Raw genomic sequence first — 17249 nt, 5'->3', positions numbered from 1 at the left:
GACCGTACGGACCGGAGGGGCGGCACGCAAATGGGACGTTGAGACCTTGCTAACTCTGGTTAGCGTTTTGCTTGCAGGAGCTAGCAGGGCCGTCTAGCGTCAGTCTCATGGCCACACCGAAGGACCTTCCCGACGTCGGCGGGTTCATCCGCGATCTACGGCGCAACGCCAAGATCTCGCTGCGGCAGCTCGCCGAGCAGGCGGGAGTCAGCAACCCGTACCTCAGCCAGATCGAGCGCGGCCTGCGCAAGCCCAGCGCCGAGGTGCTCCAGCAGCTGGCCAGCGCGCTGCGGGTCTCCACCCCGGCGATGTACCTGCGGGCCGGGCTGCTCGACGACAAGGAGGGCCACGGTGTGCTCGCCGCCATCGCCGTGGACACCGACCTGACGATGGCCCAGAAGCAGTCCCTCAGCCAGATCTACGAGACGTTCCGCCGGGAGAACGCCCGGCTGACCGAGGCTCAGGCCGCCGCCGAGACCCCCGGCGCGACCGCCACCGGCAACACGGCCGGGACGACGACCCCGACCGATGTCGCCGACCAGCCGGCCGACGTGGCCAACCTCGCCGCCACCGGCCCCACCACCGCAGGCGGCACTCCGACCGAGGCCGTGCTCGAGTCGGTCGCCGTCACCGAGGCGGGCACCGCTCCCGCCCCGGGCAGCACGAACACCCCCGAGAAGAAGGCCGCCGGTCCGGCGGTCCGGAAGGCCGCCGAGGCGGCCGAAGAGGAGACGTCATGACCGAGCCGAAGACGAACCGCATCCCCGCCCCGATCTACGCCGCCGCCGGCGCCGGAGAGCTGGCCCTCGAGCAGCTGCGCAAGCTGCCGACCGTGGTCGGTGTCCTCGGCACCCGGGTCGTCGCCGACCTGGGCGGGCGGGCCGTGCTGACCGGCTTCGAGCTGCGCCAGAAGGCCACCGAGACGCTGCGCACCGCCAACGAGACCGCCGGCACCCTGCGCGGCCGGGCACAGGCCGAACTGGACCTCGCCAAGCTCCGCGAGTCGGCCGATCTGGCCAAGCTGCGCGAGGTCGCCGACCTCGACAAGCTGCGCGCGGCCGCGACCCGCAACGCCGCCGTGGTGGTCGCGAGCGCCCAGGCCGCACAGGAGCGGGCGTTCGCCGCGTACGGTGCCCTGGTCGCCCGCGGTGAGCGGGTCGTCGGCGCCGGTGTGCTGGAGGCCGCCGAGACGGTCAACGCCGACATCGAGGCCACCCAGGCCGTGACGTCGACCACCAGCCCGGCCGAGACCACCGCCCCGGCTGCCGGCGAGGTGTCGACCCCGACCGAGGTGTCGACCCCGGCGGAGGTGGCCGAGATCGCCGAGGCGAAGCCGGCCGCCGTCAAGAAGGCCGCCCGCGCCCCGAAGGCCGCCACGCCCGCCGCCACCCCGTCGGCGAAGCTGCCCCGGGCCACCAAGCGGACCCGCCCGGCGGCCGAGTAGTTCGCCGCGTCGACGACCCCGACGGCGTCCTTGTCGGACGTAGTCGGGGTCGTCGACATAAGCTTGCCGGCATGGCCAACGCCGCGCCGATCTTCGCCTTTGAAGTCCGCTACGTGATCGAGCTGATCCTGCTCGTCTTCGCGCTGATCATCCAGGGTGTCGCGCTGGTGCACGCCGTGACGCAGCGCGCCGACGGCTTCCCCGCCATCGGGACGCTGCCCAAGGGTGGTTGGATCGCCATCCTCGCGGTCTGCCTCGTGCTCACCCTGCTCGGCTTCGGTCCGATCAGTCTCTTCGGACTGATCGGCATCGCCGCCGCGCTCATCTACCTGCTTGACGTCCGGGTCGGCCTGCGCGACCTGAGCGACGGCAAAGGGTTCTGGTGAGAGGTTTCCGATGGCCGCCCCCACCGGACAGCGGGCCCCGCACCTCGGGGCCCGGCCCGGGCGGGCCGCGAACCGGTCGACCCGCACTGCCCGAGCCGGAGACCGAGCTGGTCACCACCCCGCACGGCGTACGACTGGAGAGGCTGGTCACCGGCACCGGTGATCCGGTCACCGTGTTCGCGCACGGGCTGGGCAACGGCATCGCCACCACCCGCCCGTTCGGCAGCGGGGTTACCGGCCGCAAGGTGTTCTTCCAGTTCCGGGGGCACGGCCGATCCGACGCGCCGGACGGGTCGTGGACGTACCTCGACCTGGCACGGGATCTGCGCGCCGTCGCGGATCTCGGCGGCGCCAGCCGCGCGTTCGGGGCGAGCCTCGGCGCGGGTGCCCTCTGCCGGCTGCTGACCGAGAGCCCGGAGCGCTTCGACAAGCTGGTCTTCTTCCTGCCCGCCGTGCTCGACGAGCCGCGTGGGCCGGTGGCCCGGCAACGCCTCACCGACCTGCTGGAGGCGGTGGAGAGCGGCGACGCCTCGGCGGTGGCCGACGTCGTCTCGCTGGAACTGCCGCCGCCGGTGCGTAACACCCCGGCCGGCTGGGCGTACCTGCGGCAGCGGCTCGACCAGTTGCTCCGCGACGGCCTCGCCGACGGTCTGGCCACCCTGCCGGAGCAGGCGCCGCTGCACGACGTCGCCGCCCTGGCGGCGGTCAACGCGCCGGCGCTGGTGATCGCGTGTGCCGGCGACGACCTGCACCCGGTCGAGGTCGCCGAGCGGCTCGCCGCCGCGTTGCCCCGGGCCACCCTGCACGTGTATGACCGGCCCGGCGTGCTCTGGTCGGAACGCGCCGACCTGCGGGAGCGCATCTCCGGCTTCCTCAACGAGTAGCCTGCCCTGTCATGGGCGTCACACAACACGGCCGGACGCACCGGCTGGACCTGGCGGACCCGACCCTGCGCGAGTGGACGTGCACGGTTCTGCACGCCGATCCGGAGCAGGGCATCGTGCTGGACCGTTCGGCGTTCTACCCGGGCGGCGGTGGCCAGCCACCGGACCACGGCGTCCTGCTGTGGCAGGGCGTGCAGACCCGGATCGTCGGCACCCGCAAGGGCGACGACCCGTACCTGATCCCCGCCGAGGGTGACCCGTTGCCGCCGGTCGGCACCGAGGTCGTCGGGGCGGTGGAGGACGAGCGCCGTACCCGGCTGATGCGCACCCACTCCGGCCTGCACGTGCTCTGCGGTGTGGTGTTCCGCGACTTCGGCGCGCTCGTCACAGGCAACTCGATGGAACCCGGCGAGGCCAGGATGGACTTCAACCTTCCCGAGGTGCCTCCCGACTTCAAGAGCCGGATCGAGGAGTTGGTCAACGCCGAGGTGGCCGCCGACCGGTCGGTCGCCACCCGGGTGCTGCCGCGCACCGAGGCGCTGGCCCTGCCGGACATCATCCGCACCCAGTCCAACCTGATCCCGCCGGACGAGCAGGAGGTCCGGATCGTCGACATCGTCGGGCTGGACGTGCAGGCCGATGGCGGCACCCACGTCGCGTCCACCGCCCAGATCGGCAAGGTGCAGGTGGTCAAGGTGGAGAGCAAGGGCCGCGCCAACCGCCGGGTACGCGTCAGACTGGTGGACTGACAAATTCGGACCCCGGTTGTCAGGTATCGCTGACAACCTCGCAGGTATGACACAACCGCTCGCAGGAAAGATCGCGCTCGTCGCCGGGGCGACCCGGGGAGCCGGCCGGCAGATCGCCGTTCAGCTCGGCGCGGCCGGTGCCACCGTGTACGCCACCGGTCGCAGCAGCCGCGCCGGCCGTTCGGAGATGGACCGACCGGAGACCATCGAGGAAACCGCCGAGCTGGTCACCGCGGCCGGCGGCACCGGCATCGCCGTCCGGGTCGACCACCTGGTGCCGGAGCAGGTCCGCGACCTGGTCGCCCGGATCGACGCCGAGCAGGGCCACCTCGACGTGCTGGTCAACGACATCTGGGGCGGCGACCCGCTGGTCACCTGGGACAAGCCGGTCTGGGAGCAGCCACTCGACGCCGGTTTCCGCACCCTGCGGCTGGCCGTCGACACGCACATCATCACCAGCCACTTCGCCCTGCCGCTGCTGATCCGCAAGCCCGGTGGCCTGGTCGTGGAGATCGGCGACGGCACGAAGGCGTACAACGACGAGAACTACCGGCTCTCGGTCTTCTACGACCTGGCCAAGGTGTCGGTCAACCGGCTCGCCTTCACCCAGGCGCACGAGCTGAAGCCGCACGGCTGCACGGCCGTGGCGCTCACCCCCGGCTGGATCCGCTCCGAGTCGATGCTGGAGCACTTCGGCGTCACCGAGGAGAACTGGCGCGACGGCGCCGCCACCGACCCGAACTTCCTCATCTCGGAGACTCCGGCGTTCGTCGGCCGCGCGGTGGCCGCGCTCGCCGCCGACGAGGAGAAGGGCCGGTGGAACGGCCAGTCCGTCGACGCCGGCACGCTGTCCAAGGTGTACGGGTTCACCGACGTCGACGGCAGCCAGCCGGAGGCGTTCCGCTACATCGTCGAGGTCGTCGACGCCGGCAGACCGGCCGACGTCACCGGCTACCGGTAGAGGTCGCGCAGCCGGTCGGCCGCGTCGGCGAACCGCGTCCGTAGCTCGGGTGGATCGACCGCCTCCACCTCGGGGCCGAGGCCCAGCAACTGGTGGTACGCCACCTCGACCGACTCGACGGGCAGCCGGGCCACCACCCAGCCCTGCCCGTCGGGTTCGCCGGCGGCGGCGAGCACCTCGTCGTACACGAACGGGGCATCGACCAGGTGTCGGAGCTGGCGCAGGCCGGCGGGGCTGAGCCGGACGGTGACCTCGGCCCGCAGCATGGTCCGCAGGAACGACCCGGCCTGCTCGCGCCAGTGCCCGGCCAGGTCGAAGCCCTCGTCGCGGTCGAAGCTCTCGTCGCCCACCTCCACCCCGGCGACCCGGTCTCCCGGAACCAGCCCGGCACGTCCAGGTGGAACCGTTGGCCGGTGCGGGCCGGCGCGTCCCGCAGGGCGGGCGGCAGCGCGGCCAGCACCCTCAACTCGGCGGACGCGACCGCATCGGCGAGCCCCATGTCGCCGGCCGGGCCGGGCAGACCGGCGAGGAAGAGCGCCTCGGCCTCGTCCCGGGTCAGCCCGGTCAGGCGGGTCCGATACCCGCCGAGCAGGCGGTACCCGCCGGCCCGGCCCCGGTCGGCGTAGACCGGCACCCCGGCGGCGGAGAGCGCCAGCACGTCCCGGTACACGGTCCGCTCGGAGACCTCCAACTCCCGGGCCAGCTCGCCGGCCGTCATCGACCCGCGCGCCTGCAACAGCAACAGCAGCGAGATCAGTCGGGAGGCGCGCACCCGCCCATCCTGCCCCGTGCCGCTCGCCGCCCGGCGGATTCGATCACCGGTCGTTAGGCTGCTCGATCGTGGACGTCAGCAGAATCGCCAGCCCGGTGACCGGGGTCGTCGGACGCTTCTTCGCCGGCGCGGGGCTGCTCCTGCGTGGGCTCGGCCTCTACGTCCGCAGCCCGGGGCTGATGCTGCTCGGCATCGTGCCGGCGCTGATCTCCGGCGCGCTCTTCGTGGCCGCGCTGGCCACCCTCGTGTACTTCGTGGACGACCTCGCCGCCCTGGTCACCCCGTTCGCCGACGACTGGTCGACGTCGGCCCGCAGTCTGGTCCGGGTGATCGCCGGGCTGGCCTTCCTGGGGCTCGGCGGGCTGCTCGGCGTGCTCACCTTCACGGCGGTGACGCTGGTCATCGGCGACCCCTTCTACGAGAAGATCTCCGAGCGGGTGGAGGATCGCCTCGGCGGCACTCCGGGTGCGGTGGAGGTGCCCTTCTGGTCGTCGCTGCGCCGCAGCATCGCCGACTCCGTACGACTGGTGGCGCTCACCGCGTTGGTCGGCATCCCGCTGTTCCTCGCCGGCTTCATCCCGGTGGTCGGCCAGACGGTCGTCCCGGTGATCGGGGCGGCGGTGGGCGGCTGGTTCCTCGCCGTGGAGCTGGTCGGTGCGCCGTTCTACCGGCGCGGGATGCGGCTGCCGCAGCGCCGGACGATCCTCAAGGCGGACCGGCCGGCCGCGCTCGGTTTCGGGGTGGCGGTCTTCCTCTGCTTCCTCATTCCGCTGGGCGCGGTGCTGATCATGCCGGCCGCGGTCGCCGGTGCGACCCTGCTGGCCCGCCGATCGTTGGGCCAGTCGGCCGAGGAGCGCTGACATGGAGATCACCCTGGTCGAGGGGGACATCACCGCCCAGGCGGTGGACGCGGTCGTGAACGCCGCGAACTCGTCGCTGCTCGGCGGCGGTGGGGTCGACGGTGCGATCCACCGGCGCGGCGGTCCGGCGATCCTGGCCGAGTGCCGGGCGCTGCGGGCGTCCCGTTACGGCAGAGGGCTGCCGACCGGTCAGGCGGTGGCGACCACGGCCGGGGACCTGCCGGCCCGCTGGGTGATCCACACCGTCGGGCCGGTCTGGTCGGCCACCGAGGACCGGTCGACACTGCTACGCGACTGCTACGCCAACAGCCTCCGGGTGGCCGACGAGCTGGGTGCGTCCACGGTGGCGTTCCCGCTGATCTCCGCCGGGATCTACGGCTGGCCGGTCGACGATGCGGTCCGCCAGGCGCTGTCGGTGCTCCGTCGGGCCACGCCGGCGACGGTCAGCGAGGCCCGCCTGGTGCTCTTCGGCGCGGACACCCACGCTGCGGCCTGCGAGATCTCTGCGGTTTAGTCGTCGTCCAGAGAAGACGTTAGAGACAGTGCGATTGCATAGTCGGCCGACGGGCCGTTGACCAGGAGTTCGGGACGAGTTCGGCCTCTGTCGAGGTGCAGGAGGCGGGTGAGGCCGCGCGGTGAGCAGGCCGAGGCGGTACCGCACGGTCATCGCGATCGACGGCAAGGCTACCCGCCGGCCAGGCCCAGCCGGTCGATCTGCAAACCTGGATCCGCCGCCACTGGCACATCGAGAACTGCCTCCATCACGTACGCGACGTGACGTTTCGTGAAGACCTCCACCAGGCCCGAACAGGCACCGGACCCGCCGTCATCGCAACCCTGCGTAACACCGCGATCGGCTGGCACCGCATCACCGGCGCGACCAACATCGCCCGAGCCACCCGCCAAGCCAACCGTCGCTCACACGACCTGATCACCGCCGTGACCAGCAGTTGCCCGACAACGCAATGACCCTGGGGCCCTGGCCCTGCTGGCACACCTGATCACCATCGGGCACTTCGACCACATCCATCGATGGTTACGATGGCAACGCCGACACCAGCACCGCGCCGAAATCGCCTACTATCAGTGAAGACTCCATCTCCGCCAGGTGCGGCTGGAGTGCTAGGCAGCCGAGTTTGACAATGCCGGAGCGGCAGGTCGCACCATGTCCGACTCGCCACAGCCGAGCGTGCGAACCCAATCTGCAAATCCTTCAGAGAAAAGAAAGAGCCAGGAGATACGCTCCACTTTGGAGCATTCCCTTCCCCTGTGTGACCGCAAGGGCCTGAGTGAGTATGCCTTGTAGGGATCACGCCGCTCGCAGGGATCACGCGGGGGATCACAGCCACCAGAGGAAGGACCGTATGACGATCAAGACCTTACTCAAGAGTGTCACGGCAGGTGCCGCCGTGGCGGCCATGCTGTCGACGGCGGCACTCACGGCAACTGCCGCCCCTGCAGAGGCGTCCATGGGCAAGGGCCGGTATCTGCTTTGCTCGCAGGCAAACTATTGGTCGTACGTCAGATTCTATAAAACTCCCACGAACTTCAACTGGTCTTCGATTGCCTCGATCCCGGTCGAGCCGGGCACGTGCAGAAAGGGTAATATTCCTTCGTCCACGTCACGGATTGAAGTCGTGGGGTGGAATCCATTCCCAGAGCTGAAAATCCTCAAGTCCGTTGACGTGTCGGCTGCGAGCAATACGGGCATCAAGTTCTTCAGCAAGGGCAACACCAGCCGTCCGTACGCGACCTACTCGTACTAGTTCGAGGCGTGTCACCGAGCTAGTTGTACTGCCCGGGGATGTTGGTCGAGGTTGTGTGACGACACGACGTAGATAGACGTAATGACGAAGGCCTCCGGTTGTGGGGTGGAGCTGTCTAGGAACCGCTCTGCCAACCAGGAGGCCTTCGTGTCCCGCGCTAACGCTGCTTCGACTCCTCGTGCACGTCTTCGGCTTACGCGCCTGATCGTGGACGAGGGCCGGCGGGTCAGGGCTATTGCGTAGTGGAGTTGCCCTGAGGTTCCCCCTGCGGACCGGACACCCTGAGCCCAGACAGTGTTCTGGGGAAGGATGGCCTGGTGCCACGTCCATCGAAGTACCCCGAGCAGTTCCGTAGGGACGCTGTTGATCTGGTCCGCTCGTCGGGCCGGTCACTGCGTGAGGCCGGTCAGGAACTCGGCGTCAATCATGAGACGCTGCGGAACTGGGTCAACGCGCTCGCGCGGGAGGCGTTCGCCGACGCGCTGAGGCTGGGCCTGCGGCCGGACCCTGCGGTGTACGTCGGGCGGTTCCTGGAGTGGACCCTCCCGCGCGGCGACAACCACGCCGACTGATCAGCTCACATCGGCCAGGCAGGTCCACTGCGACGCCACCGGCCGGTAACCCAGCCGGGCGTTGATCGCCAGCATCGGCGCGTTCGACTCGTCGTTCGAGGTGTACGCGATCCGTACGCCGTCCTCGGCGGCCCGGTGCAGCGCCGCCGTCTTGGCCATCCGGGCCAGTCCTCGACCCCGGTACGCCGGGACGGAGCAGGTGTAGTCCGACCACATCCGTGCACCGTCCCGCTTGACCAGGCTGAACGCGGCCACGTCGCCGTCGACCTCCGTGGCGGTGCTGGCGGCCTTGTCCAGTCCGAGGTTGTCCCACACGTCGTACCGCCAGTTCTCGAAGGTGACCGCGTCGACGGGTACGTCGCCGGGTTCGTCGAGGGCCGAGGCCACGTCGGCCTCGTAGAGCAGGCGGGGGTCCAGCTCCGCGACCGGCCGCAGCCGTACGCCCGGGGGTGGCTCGGGCAGCGCGGGTGGCGGGTTCAGGTCCAGCGCCGAGTAGCGCACCTCCCGGCTGGGCGTGAAACCGTGCCGGCGCGCGAAGGGCAGGGAGTCCGCCGTGGCCATGGTGCGTACGCGCCGAACTCCGAGGAGGCGGAGGTGGTCGATCGCGGCGGTCAACAGCGCCGCTCCGATCCCGCTGCGGCGGCGCTCGGGGTGCACGTGCAGCATGTTGACGTCGCCGAAACCCTGCACCGATGTCGAGGCGTTGGGCTCGGCGGACGTCCAGCCGACCAGCTGACCGTCGACCTCGGCCACGAACGCGGTCCAGCCGTCGTGCGGCGGTGGTTCGGCGATCATCTTGCGGGTCGACTCGACCCCGCGTACGAGGTACGGGTGGACGACCGCCCGCAGGGCGACCACGTCCGCAGCGTCGTCCGGCTGCGCCACCCGGATGCGCATCTCAGGCCACCGCCTGCCGCGACGACGCCACGTACATGGTGGTCTTGACGACGTCGGTGAGAGCGGGTACTTGCAGCAGCGCGACAGGATCCGGCATGCCGGCGAGGCTAACCACGATCCCCCACCGAAGCGACGCAATAACGCGACGCCTGCGCGGCCGCAGGCAGCAATTTCAGGGTTATTGCTGCCTCCCGACGCCGGGAAGCAGCAATAACACCGAAGTTGTGCGGATCTTGGAAGTGAACCTTGCGACGGCGGTCAGGCGGAGGCGCGGATGATCAGCTCGGTGTCGAGCATGACCGCCGGCTCGACGGTCTCCCCGGCGGCCAGCCGGAGCAGTTGCCGGGTCATCCGCCGGCCGAGTTCCACGATGGGCTGCCGGACGGTGGTCAGCGGTGGTTCGGTGTAGGCGGCGGTCTCGATGTCGTCGAAGCCGACCACCGCCACGTCCTCCGGCACCCGCCGGCCGGCCTCGCGCAGCGTCCGCAGGGCGGCGTGCGCCATCAGGTCGGAGGCGGCGAAGACGCCGTCCAGGTCGGGGTGTTCGGCGAGCAGTCGCCGCATCGCCGCGCCCCCGGACTCCCGGGTGAAGTCACCGACGGCGATCAGTTCGGGCAGCCCGGCGGCGGCCACGGCGGTGCGGTAGCCGGTGAGCCGTTCGATCCCGGCGACCATGTCCTGTGGCCCGGCGATGGTGGCGATCCGTCGGCGACCGCTGTCGATCAGGTGCCGGACGGCCGCGGTCACCCCGCCGACGTGGTCGACGTCGACGTACGGCACGGGCACGTCGCCGAGCGGTCGACCACTGACCACCACCGGTATGCCGAGCCGGGCCAGCGTGCCGGGCAGCGGGTCGGCGCCGTGCAACGACGCGAACAGCACCCCGTCCACGTGCCGGCCGGTGGTGTATCGCTCGACGCGGTGATGCCCGGCCGGCGAGCCGGCCAGCATCAGCACGAGTTGTTTGTCGGCCGCCTCCAACTCCTGGCTGACGCCGCGAATGATGCCGGGGAAGACCTGGTCGTCGGAGAAGACTCTTGTGGCCGCCTCCGGCATGACCAGGGCGATCGAGTCGGTGCGCTGGGTGACCAGGCTGCGGGCGGCCAGGTTGGGGACGTACCCCAGCTCGGCGACCGCCCGGTTGACGGCCTCGCGGATCGGCTCGGCGACGGTGGTGGAGCCGTTGACCACGCGGGAGACGGTGGCCCGGGAAACCCCGGCCCGTGCCGCCACCGCCTCGAGCGTCGGCCGGTGCGCCGTCGTCATCGCGACTCCCCCCGCTCGTCACAGCCCGTTCCGGGAGATCACCTCCTGGTACCACCGGGCGCTGGCCTTCGGTGTGCGCCGCTGGGTCAGGTAGTCGACGTGCACGATCCCGAACCGCTTGCGGTAACCCTCCGCCCACTCGAAGTTGTCCAGGAATGACCATACGAGATAACCGCGCAGGTCCACGCCCCGGGAGATCGCCTCGTGCGCGGCACGCAGGTGCCCGTCGAGGTAGGCGATCCGATCCGAATCGATCACCTGCGTCGGGCTGTCGGGCGAGTCGGTGCCCGGCTTGTCGGGGAACGCCGCACCGTTCTCGGTGATCAGCAACGGCACGCCCGGGTAGTCGGTGGCGATCCGCTCCAGCAGCCGGGTCAGACCGGCCGGTTCGATCATCCAGCCCATGTCGGTGAGCGGCCCGGCCGGCGGCAGGAAGTGCACCGCGCCCTCGGTGCCCGGGTACGCGCCGTTGCCGGCGCCGTCGGGCCGACCCGCGACGTAGCTGGGCGCGTAGTAGTTGATGCCGAGCAGGTCGATGGGGGCGGCGATCAGCTTCTCGTCACCGTCGCGGATGAACGTCGGCTCCACGATGCGCGCCACGTGCTCGCGGACGTCGTCGGGGTAGCCGCCGGCCAGCAACGGGTCGAGGAAGATCCGATTGTGCAGGCCGTCGACCAGGCGCACCGCGGCGGCGTCCGCCGCGCTGTCCGGGTCGGCCGGCCGTACGTCCGCCGGGTTGACGGTGATGCCCACGCTGCGCGCGCCGGCCGCACGCAACGCCCGCGCCGCCAGGCCGTGCCCGAGCAGCAGATGGTGTACGGCGGCGAAGGCCGCCGCCGGATCCTGCTCGCCCGGTGCGTGGATCCCGTTGCCGTAACCGAGGTACGCCGAGCACCACGGCTCGTTGAGCGTGGTCCAGACGTCGATCCGGTCGCCGAGGCGCGCGTACACCGCGGTGGCGTACGTGGCGAAGTGCTCGGCGGTGTCCCGGTTGGTCCAGCCGCCCCGGTCGCCCAGGCTCTGCGGCAGGTCCCAGTGGTACAGGGTGACGATCGGGTCGATCCCCCGGTCGAGGAGCGTGTCGGTGAGCCGGTCGTAGAAGTCCAGTCCGCGCGGGTTGGCCGGGCCGGTGCCGTCCGGCTGGATCCGCGGCCAGGACACCGAGAAGCGGTACGCCCGCAACCCCAGCTCGGCCATCAGCGCCACGTCGTCGGCGTACCGGTGGTAGTGGTCGCAGGCGACGTCGCCGGTGTGGCCCTGGTACACCTTGCCCGGCGTACGGCTGAAGGTGTCCCAGATGGACGGACCGCGGCCGTCGTCGCGGGCCGCGCCCTCGATCTGGTACGCGGCGGTTGCCGCCCCCCACAGGAAATGCTCGGGAAAACGGAGTTCACTCACGCCTTTACCGCACCTTCCATGATCCCGCCGATGATCTGACGGCCGAACAGCACGAAGACCAGTAGCAGGGGCAGCGTCGCGATGGCTGTCCCGGTGAACACCTGCGACATGTCCTGGTAGTACCCGTCCGACAGCGCCCGCAGGGAGAGCTGCACGGTCGGATTTGCTGGGTCGTTCAGCACAGCGTACGGCCACAGGAAGTCGTTCCAGGTGGTCATGAACGTGAGCAGGCCGAGTACGGCGGCGGCCGGACGCAGCGCGGGCAGCACGACGTGCCACCAGGTCCGGGCGGTGCCGCAGCCGTCCATCCGGGCGGCCTCGATCAGTTCGTCGCTGATGGCCTGGCCGGCGTACTGCCGCATCATGAACACCCCGAACCCGGTGACCAGCACCGGCACGATGACCGCGGGCAGCCGGTCGTTCCAGTGCAGTCGGGTCATCAGCAGGTAGAGCGGGATCACGCCGAGCTGCGTCGGCACCATCATGGTCGCGATGATCACCAGCAGCAGCGCGTTGCGTCCACGGAACCGCAGCTTCGCGAAGGCGAACCCGGCCAGGCTGGAGAAGAACACCACGGACACGGTGACCGTGGTCGCGACGATCACCGAGTTGATCAGACCGGTCAAAAAGTACGCGTCGGTGTTGTCGAACAGCCGGGCGATGTTGGCGCCCAGGTTGCCGCCGGGCGTGATCGGGGGCGGCAGTTGTCCCATCGCGTCGCTGGACCGGCTGGCGACCACGAACATCCACCAGATCGGAAAGATCGACAGGGCCGCGGCGGCCACCAGGGCCAGGTAGGTGAGCGGGCTGGCCCGCCAGAGCCGGCTCATCGTGCCGCTCCCTTCCGAGGGCCGGACCCGCCGCCGAGGCGACGCAGGACCAGCACGTTGACGGTCGCGACGATGGCGATGAGCGCGAAGAGCAGCCAGGCGACCGCTGATCCGTACCCGAAGTTGTAGTGCGGTGCGAAGGCGTTCTCGAACATGTACATGGTCAGGGTCTGCGACTCGCGCAGCGGGCCGCCCCGGATCGGGTTGGTGCCGGAGTGGAACATCCGGGGCTCGGTGAACAGCTGCAACCCGCCGATGGTGGCGATGATGGCGCAGAAGATGATCGTCGGCTTGAGCAGCGGCACGGTCACCGACCAGAACTGCCGGACGCGGTTGGCGCCGTCGATCGCCGCGGCCTCGTACAGGTCGCGGGGGATGGCCTGCATCGCGGCCAGGAGGATCAGCGCGTTGTAGCCGGTCCACCGCCAGTCGACCATGGCGGAGATGGCCACCCAGGAGGCGATCCGGTTGGATTTCCAGTCGATCGCGTCCAGCCCCACGAGGTCGAGCAGCCAGTTGACCATGCCGAACTCGCGGCCGAAGAGCACCCCGAAGACGATCGCCACGGCGGCGGTGGAGGTGACGTTCGGGACGAGCACGGCCATCCGCCAGCCGGTGCGGGCCCGCAGCCCCCGGTTCAGGAGGTTGGCCAGCCACAGCGCGGCGAGCAGCTGCGGCACGGTGGAGATCACGAAGATGCCCAGCGTGTTCACCAGCGCGTGCCAGAAGTCGACGTCGGCGAGCAACCGGGTGTAGTTCTCCGCGCCGACGAACGGATGGTCGGTGCCGAGCAGGTCCCAGTCGTGCAGGGAGACCCAGAAGGTGTACGCCAGCGGGTAGACCCCGAAGACCGCGAAGAGCAGGAAGAACGGGGCGATGTAGAGGTACGGCGAGAAGCGGGTGTCGAGCCGGCTGAGCCGACCCGAGGATGGGCGGTGGTTGCCGGATGCCGGTGCGACCGGCGGGCGGGCGTCGAGCTGGACGGTCATGCCCGGGGACTCCTTTCCGTCGTGCGGGCGGAACTCCGGCTCCCGGAGCCCGCCCGCACGCTGGCTCGGACTACTTGGCGGCGGCCTTCTTCGCGTTGGTCACCGCGTCGGTCCAGCCCTGCCCCGGGTTGCGCTGGCCGAGTTCCACCGTCCGTACGGCGTTCTCCACCTCGGTGCGGACGGCCTGGTTCTTCGGGCCCATGTAGACCGGCTTGAGGCTCCTCGCGCCACTGCCGAAGATGGTGCCGACCGGCGCTCCGGAGAAGTACGCGTTGGAAGCGCCGGTGATCGCCGGGTCGTCGAGTGCCTGCGGGGAGGAGGGCAGCGGGCCCTTGGCCTTGAACGCGCCGATCTGCCCCTTGGCGCTGGTGAGGAACTTGGCCAGCTCGATCGCCTCGGCCTGGTGCTTGCTCTGCTTGGGCACGGCGAGGTGCGATCCGCCCCAGTTGCCGCCGTTGCCGGGCACCCGGGCGATGTCCCACTTGCCCTGGGCGGCCGGGCCGGCGTTGCCCTCGATGACCCCGGTCATCCACGCGGGGCAGGCGATGGTGGCGAACTTGGACTGCTTGAAGGCGGAGACCCACTCCTCGGACCAGGATCCGTACTTGCCGGACAGCCCCGAGTCGATGATGTCCATGGTGGTGTCCCACGCCTGGCGTACGGCCGGGTTGCTGTCGACGACGAGGGTGCCGCTGGTGTCGTAGTAGCTGTACCCGGTGGTGTTGCCGGCGGTCTGCAGCAGGATGGTGTTGAAGGTGTTGGTGGCCGCGTCGAGGAAGGACGCGCCGGTCTTCGCGGCGACGAAGCGTTCCCCGGTGGCGATGTAGTCCTGCCAGGTCGGCCAGAGTTGGGACACCGCGTCCCGCTCGGTGGGCAGGCCGGCCTTCTCGAAGAGGTCCTTGCGGTAGCACATGGCGATGCCGCCGACGTCGGTGCCGAGGCCGATGAGCTGCTTGCCGTCGGCGGTCAGCCCGGCGTCCCACTTCCAGTCGAGGAAGTTGCCCTTGAGGTCGGCGGCACCGTGGTCGAGCAGGTTGACGAAGTTGCCGGGGTTCGCCTTGTACTCGACCAGCAGACCCTCCTCGATGGCCACCACGTCGCCGGCGCCCCGGCCGGCGGCCAGCCACTGGGTGAGCTTCGGTGAGTACTCGTCGAGGTTGGTGCCGGTGCCGCGTTCGACGATCTTCACGCCGGGGTGCGCGGACATGTACTCCTGGTAGAGCTGCTCGTAGCCGAACTGGCCGAAGACGTCGACGGTCAGTGTGACCTGCCCGTCGCCGCCCTGCCCGTCGCCGCCGCCGCAGCCGGCGGTGACGAGCAGGGCGGTGGTGGCGGCGAGGGCCACCGCGGCGAGGCGGCGGCGCGGGAAGACAGCCATGGGATGGGGACCCCTCTCGAGGTGGTCGATGGCGGCGGTGCTGAGAGAGCGCTCTCACATGAGGGTGGGGGGTGCGTCCGGTGCTGTCAAGAGAGCGCTCTCTCGACGTTGCCGACCGGACCCGGACGCCAACGAGGGCGTCACCCCAGGGGGTGACGCCCTCGCCGCGAAGGACCGGTCAGCGGCCGGTGCGCAGACCTTCGAGCAGGCTGCGGTCGCCGGTCACGTCCAGCGTCTCGAAGCTCACCCGACCCCACAGCGCCAGCAACAGATCGCTCGCCGTGCCGGTGACGTGCGCCCGGGCGTGGTGGTCGTCGTGGTCGAGGATCGTCGCCGTGTCCAGCAACGCCACCCCCTCGCCGCGCAGTCGCAGATACCACTCCTGATCCGCGTCGGTCGCCGCGAGCTGCACCACGCCGTGCCAGTCGCCCGGCACCCGCCGCCGCCCGGCGGGCAGCCAGGTGTCCAGCACCTCGCTCACCCCGTCGGCCGCGAGCTTCGCCTCGACCGGCTCACCGGCGGCGATGGCGAGCTGAGCGTCCCAGCGGTGCACCGCCGTCTCGTGCGCCATCCGCCGCGGCCAGAAACCCGCCCGCTTCGGCTGCGGAGCCCAGTTCCACGCCGGCGCCTCCGGGTCGAGCCCGTCGAAGAGGGTCATCAGCTTGTCGTAGCCCTGCTGCCAGAGCTGCAACGGGCTCACACCGGGCTCCGCGTCGGTCCGATCCGGGCGGGCCGGTACGGTCGTCAGGCCGGAGCCCGCGAACGAAGAAACCCAATGGTAGATACCGGCGAGGTGCAAAGTGAGATCGTTGACTGTCCAGCCCGGACAGGACAGTACCGGTGTCTCCGGCGGGGCCTCGGCCACCGCGGCGGCGAAGGCCGGCCCCTCCGCACGGAGCGCGCCGATCCAGAAATCCTTGCTGCCCTGCAGTCTGCTCATCGCCATCCTCCCGGGGGTGCCGAGCCACCATTGGGTGCCACGGCTACTCCTCAGCCTAAGGTGAAAGACGTGTCAGACGCCTACGCCCAGCCGACAACCGAAACCGATCGTGCCATCCCCGGTCCACTGGCCGGCTACACCACGCTGCGGATGGGCGGCCCGGCCGGGCGGATCGTGGCCGCGACCAGCCCCGACGCCATCGTCCAGGCAGTTCGGGGGGCCGACGAGCCGATCCTCATCCTGGCCGGCGGCAGCAACGTGGTGATCAGCGACACAGGCTTCGCGGGCACGGTCGTCCTGGTGCGCTCCCGCGGCCTGCGCGTCGTCGCCGAGGACGCCGCGTCCGTCACGGTACGGGTCGAGGCCGGCGAACCATGGGACGACCTGGTCGCCGCCACGGTGGCCAACGGCTGGTCCGGGCTGGAGTGTCTCTCCGGCGTCCCCGGCTCGACCGGCGCGACCCCGATCCAGAACGTCGGTGCGTACGGCCAGGAGGTCGCCGAGACGATCACCGGAGTCGAGGTGTACGACCGGACCGAGGACACCCGTTACGCCATCCCCGCCGCCGACTGCGGCTTCGCCTACCGGGGCAGCATCTTCAAGTACCGGGACCGCTGGGTGGTGCTGTCCGTCGACTTCCGGCTCACCAGATCCCCGCTCTCCGGCCCGGTGCGTTACGCCGAACTGGCCCGCGCGCTCGGTGTCGACGTCGGCGACCAGGTTCCGCTGGCCGACGCCCGCGCGGCGGTGCTGCGGCTGCGTGCCGGCAAGGGCATGGTGCTCGACGCCAACGACCCGGACACTCGCTCGGTCGGCTCCTTCTTCACCAATCCGGTCCTCGACCCGGCGACCTACGAGTCGCTCCGGGAACACGCCGCCGACCTGGGCGAGCCGCCGAACTGGCCCGGTGCCGACGGCATGGTCAAGGTGAGCGCGGCCTGGCTGATCGACAAGGCCGGCTTCGCGAAGGGGCATCCCGGCCCGGACGGCGTGGCCATCTCCGGCAAACACACCCTCGCCCTCACCAACCACAGCGGCAACGCCAGCACCACCGACCTGCTCACCCTGGCCGCCACCATCCGCGACACGGTGCACACCCGCTTCGGCGTAACCCTGCACCCCGAACCAGTCCTCATCAACTGCACCCTCTAACCCCA

At 70.4% G+C, this 17249-nt stretch carries 18 protein-coding genes and 1 pseudogene; 11 read left to right on the top strand and 8 right to left on the bottom strand.

Going from position 1 to position 17249, the window contains the following annotated elements; translation table 11 throughout:
- Positions 1-107 precede the first annotated feature (107 nt).
- The 6 genes from F8271_RS05230 to F8271_RS05205 all read left to right on the top strand — a co-directional run bounded on the left by F8271_RS05230 (position 108) and on the right by F8271_RS05205 (position 4424).
- Entirely contained in the window at positions 108-740 is a 633-nt protein-coding gene (locus F8271_RS05230; RefSeq protein ID WP_151488509.1) for a helix-turn-helix domain-containing protein, read from the top strand.
- Positions 737-1444 carry a hypothetical protein gene (locus F8271_RS05225; RefSeq protein WP_151488508.1) on the top strand — a complete coding sequence of 236 codons (708 nt, stop codon included), beginning with the start codon at positions 737-739 and terminating at the stop codon, positions 1442-1444. The genes F8271_RS05230 and F8271_RS05225 overlap by 4 nt, the downstream gene beginning before the upstream one ends.
- 71 nt (positions 1445-1515) lie before the next feature.
- On the top strand, positions 1516-1830 hold the full coding sequence (locus F8271_RS05220) for a DUF2516 family protein (RefSeq protein WP_151488507.1): 315 nt from the start codon (positions 1516-1518) through the stop codon (positions 1828-1830).
- Positions 1827-2714, top strand: a complete 888-nt coding sequence (locus tag F8271_RS05215) for an alpha/beta fold hydrolase (RefSeq protein WP_151488506.1) — start codon at positions 1827-1829, stop codon at positions 2712-2714. The genes F8271_RS05220 and F8271_RS05215 overlap by 4 nt, the downstream gene beginning before the upstream one ends.
- A gap of 11 nt (positions 2715-2725) precedes the next feature.
- On the top strand, positions 2726-3463 hold the full coding sequence (locus F8271_RS05210) for an alanyl-tRNA editing protein (protein WP_151488505.1): 738 nt from the start codon (positions 2726-2728) through the stop codon (positions 3461-3463).
- Positions 3464-3509: 46 nt separating this feature from the next.
- Positions 3510-4424, top strand: a complete 915-nt coding sequence (locus F8271_RS05205) for an SDR family oxidoreductase (RefSeq protein WP_151488504.1) — start codon at positions 3510-3512, stop codon at positions 4422-4424.
- Here F8271_RS05205 and F8271_RS05200 read toward each other — a convergent pair.
- Positions 4415-5196, bottom strand: a pseudogene (locus F8271_RS05200) (helix-turn-helix transcriptional regulator). The gene F8271_RS05205 and the pseudogene F8271_RS05200 sit on opposite strands and share 10 nt — an antisense overlap.
- Before the next feature lie 68 nt (positions 5197-5264).
- Between F8271_RS05200 and F8271_RS05195 the strand changes: the two are divergent.
- The 4 genes from F8271_RS05195 (at position 5265) to F8271_RS05170 (ending at position 8394) form a co-directional block, all read left to right on the top strand.
- Positions 5265-6056 (top strand): EI24 domain-containing protein, encoded by a 792-nt coding sequence (locus F8271_RS05195; protein ID WP_151488503.1) that lies wholly within the window; start codon positions 5265-5267, stop codon positions 6054-6056.
- Between the two features lies 1 nt (position 6057).
- The gene (locus F8271_RS05190; RefSeq protein ID WP_151488502.1) at positions 6058-6570 is read left to right on the top strand and encodes an O-acetyl-ADP-ribose deacetylase; all 513 of its coding nucleotides are present in this window, start codon (positions 6058-6060) and stop codon (positions 6568-6570) included.
- Between the two features lie 850 nt (positions 6571-7420).
- A complete protein-coding gene (locus F8271_RS05180) occupies positions 7421-7822 on the top strand; it encodes a hypothetical protein (RefSeq protein ID WP_151488500.1) in 402 nt (133 codons plus the stop codon).
- Positions 7823-8139: 317 nt separating this feature from the next.
- Complete coding sequence (locus F8271_RS05170) at positions 8140-8394, top strand: transposase (RefSeq protein ID WP_192580147.1); 255 nt, start codon at positions 8140-8142, stop codon at positions 8392-8394.
- Here the strand turns inward: F8271_RS05170 and F8271_RS05165 are convergent, their stop codons facing one another.
- From F8271_RS05165 to F8271_RS05135, 7 genes are all read right to left on the bottom strand, one after another.
- On the bottom strand, positions 8395-9291 hold the full coding sequence (locus F8271_RS05165) for a GNAT family N-acetyltransferase (protein WP_151488498.1): 897 nt from the start codon (positions 9289-9291) through the stop codon (positions 8395-8397).
- 258 nt (positions 9292-9549) lie between these two features.
- Complete coding sequence (locus F8271_RS05160; RefSeq protein WP_151488497.1) at positions 9550-10557, bottom strand: LacI family DNA-binding transcriptional regulator; 1008 nt, start codon at positions 10555-10557, stop codon at positions 9550-9552.
- 18 nt (positions 10558-10575) lie between these two features.
- Positions 10576-11955, bottom strand: a complete 1380-nt coding sequence (locus tag F8271_RS05155) for a GH1 family beta-glucosidase (protein ID WP_151488496.1) — start codon at positions 11953-11955, stop codon at positions 10576-10578.
- Positions 11952-12785, bottom strand: coding sequence for a carbohydrate ABC transporter permease (locus F8271_RS05150; RefSeq protein ID WP_151488495.1), 834 nt, complete (start codon positions 12783-12785; stop codon positions 11952-11954). Before F8271_RS05150 ends, F8271_RS05155 begins: the two co-directional genes overlap by 4 nt.
- Positions 12782-13774, bottom strand: a complete 993-nt coding sequence (locus F8271_RS05145) for a carbohydrate ABC transporter permease (protein WP_151488494.1) — start codon at positions 13772-13774, stop codon at positions 12782-12784. Before F8271_RS05145 ends, F8271_RS05150 begins: the two co-directional genes overlap by 4 nt.
- Before the next feature lie 70 nt (positions 13775-13844).
- On the bottom strand, positions 13845-15152 hold the full coding sequence (locus tag F8271_RS05140; protein ID WP_151488493.1) for an ABC transporter substrate-binding protein: 1308 nt from the start codon (positions 15150-15152) through the stop codon (positions 13845-13847).
- A gap of 178 nt (positions 15153-15330) precedes the next feature.
- Positions 15331-16092: a maleylpyruvate isomerase family mycothiol-dependent enzyme gene (locus F8271_RS05135; RefSeq protein ID WP_151488492.1), complete on the bottom strand. Its 762-nt coding sequence runs from the start codon at positions 16090-16092 to the stop codon at positions 15331-15333.
- Positions 16093-16242: 150 nt separating this feature from the next.
- Between F8271_RS05135 and F8271_RS05130 the strand changes: the two genes are divergently transcribed.
- A complete protein-coding gene (locus F8271_RS05130) occupies positions 16243-17244 on the top strand; it encodes a UDP-N-acetylmuramate dehydrogenase (RefSeq protein WP_370461860.1) in 1002 nt (333 codons plus the stop codon).
- Positions 17245-17249 lie beyond the last annotated feature (5 nt).

Origin of the sequence: Micromonospora sp. ALFpr18c (assembly GCF_008868155.1) — a bacterium.
In the GTDB taxonomy this organism is placed as follows: domain Bacteria; phylum Actinomycetota; class Actinomycetes; order Mycobacteriales; family Micromonosporaceae; genus Micromonospora.
The sequence above is the reverse complement of the archived record's forward strand: the minus strand, read 5'-3'. Positions and strand labels throughout refer to the sequence as shown.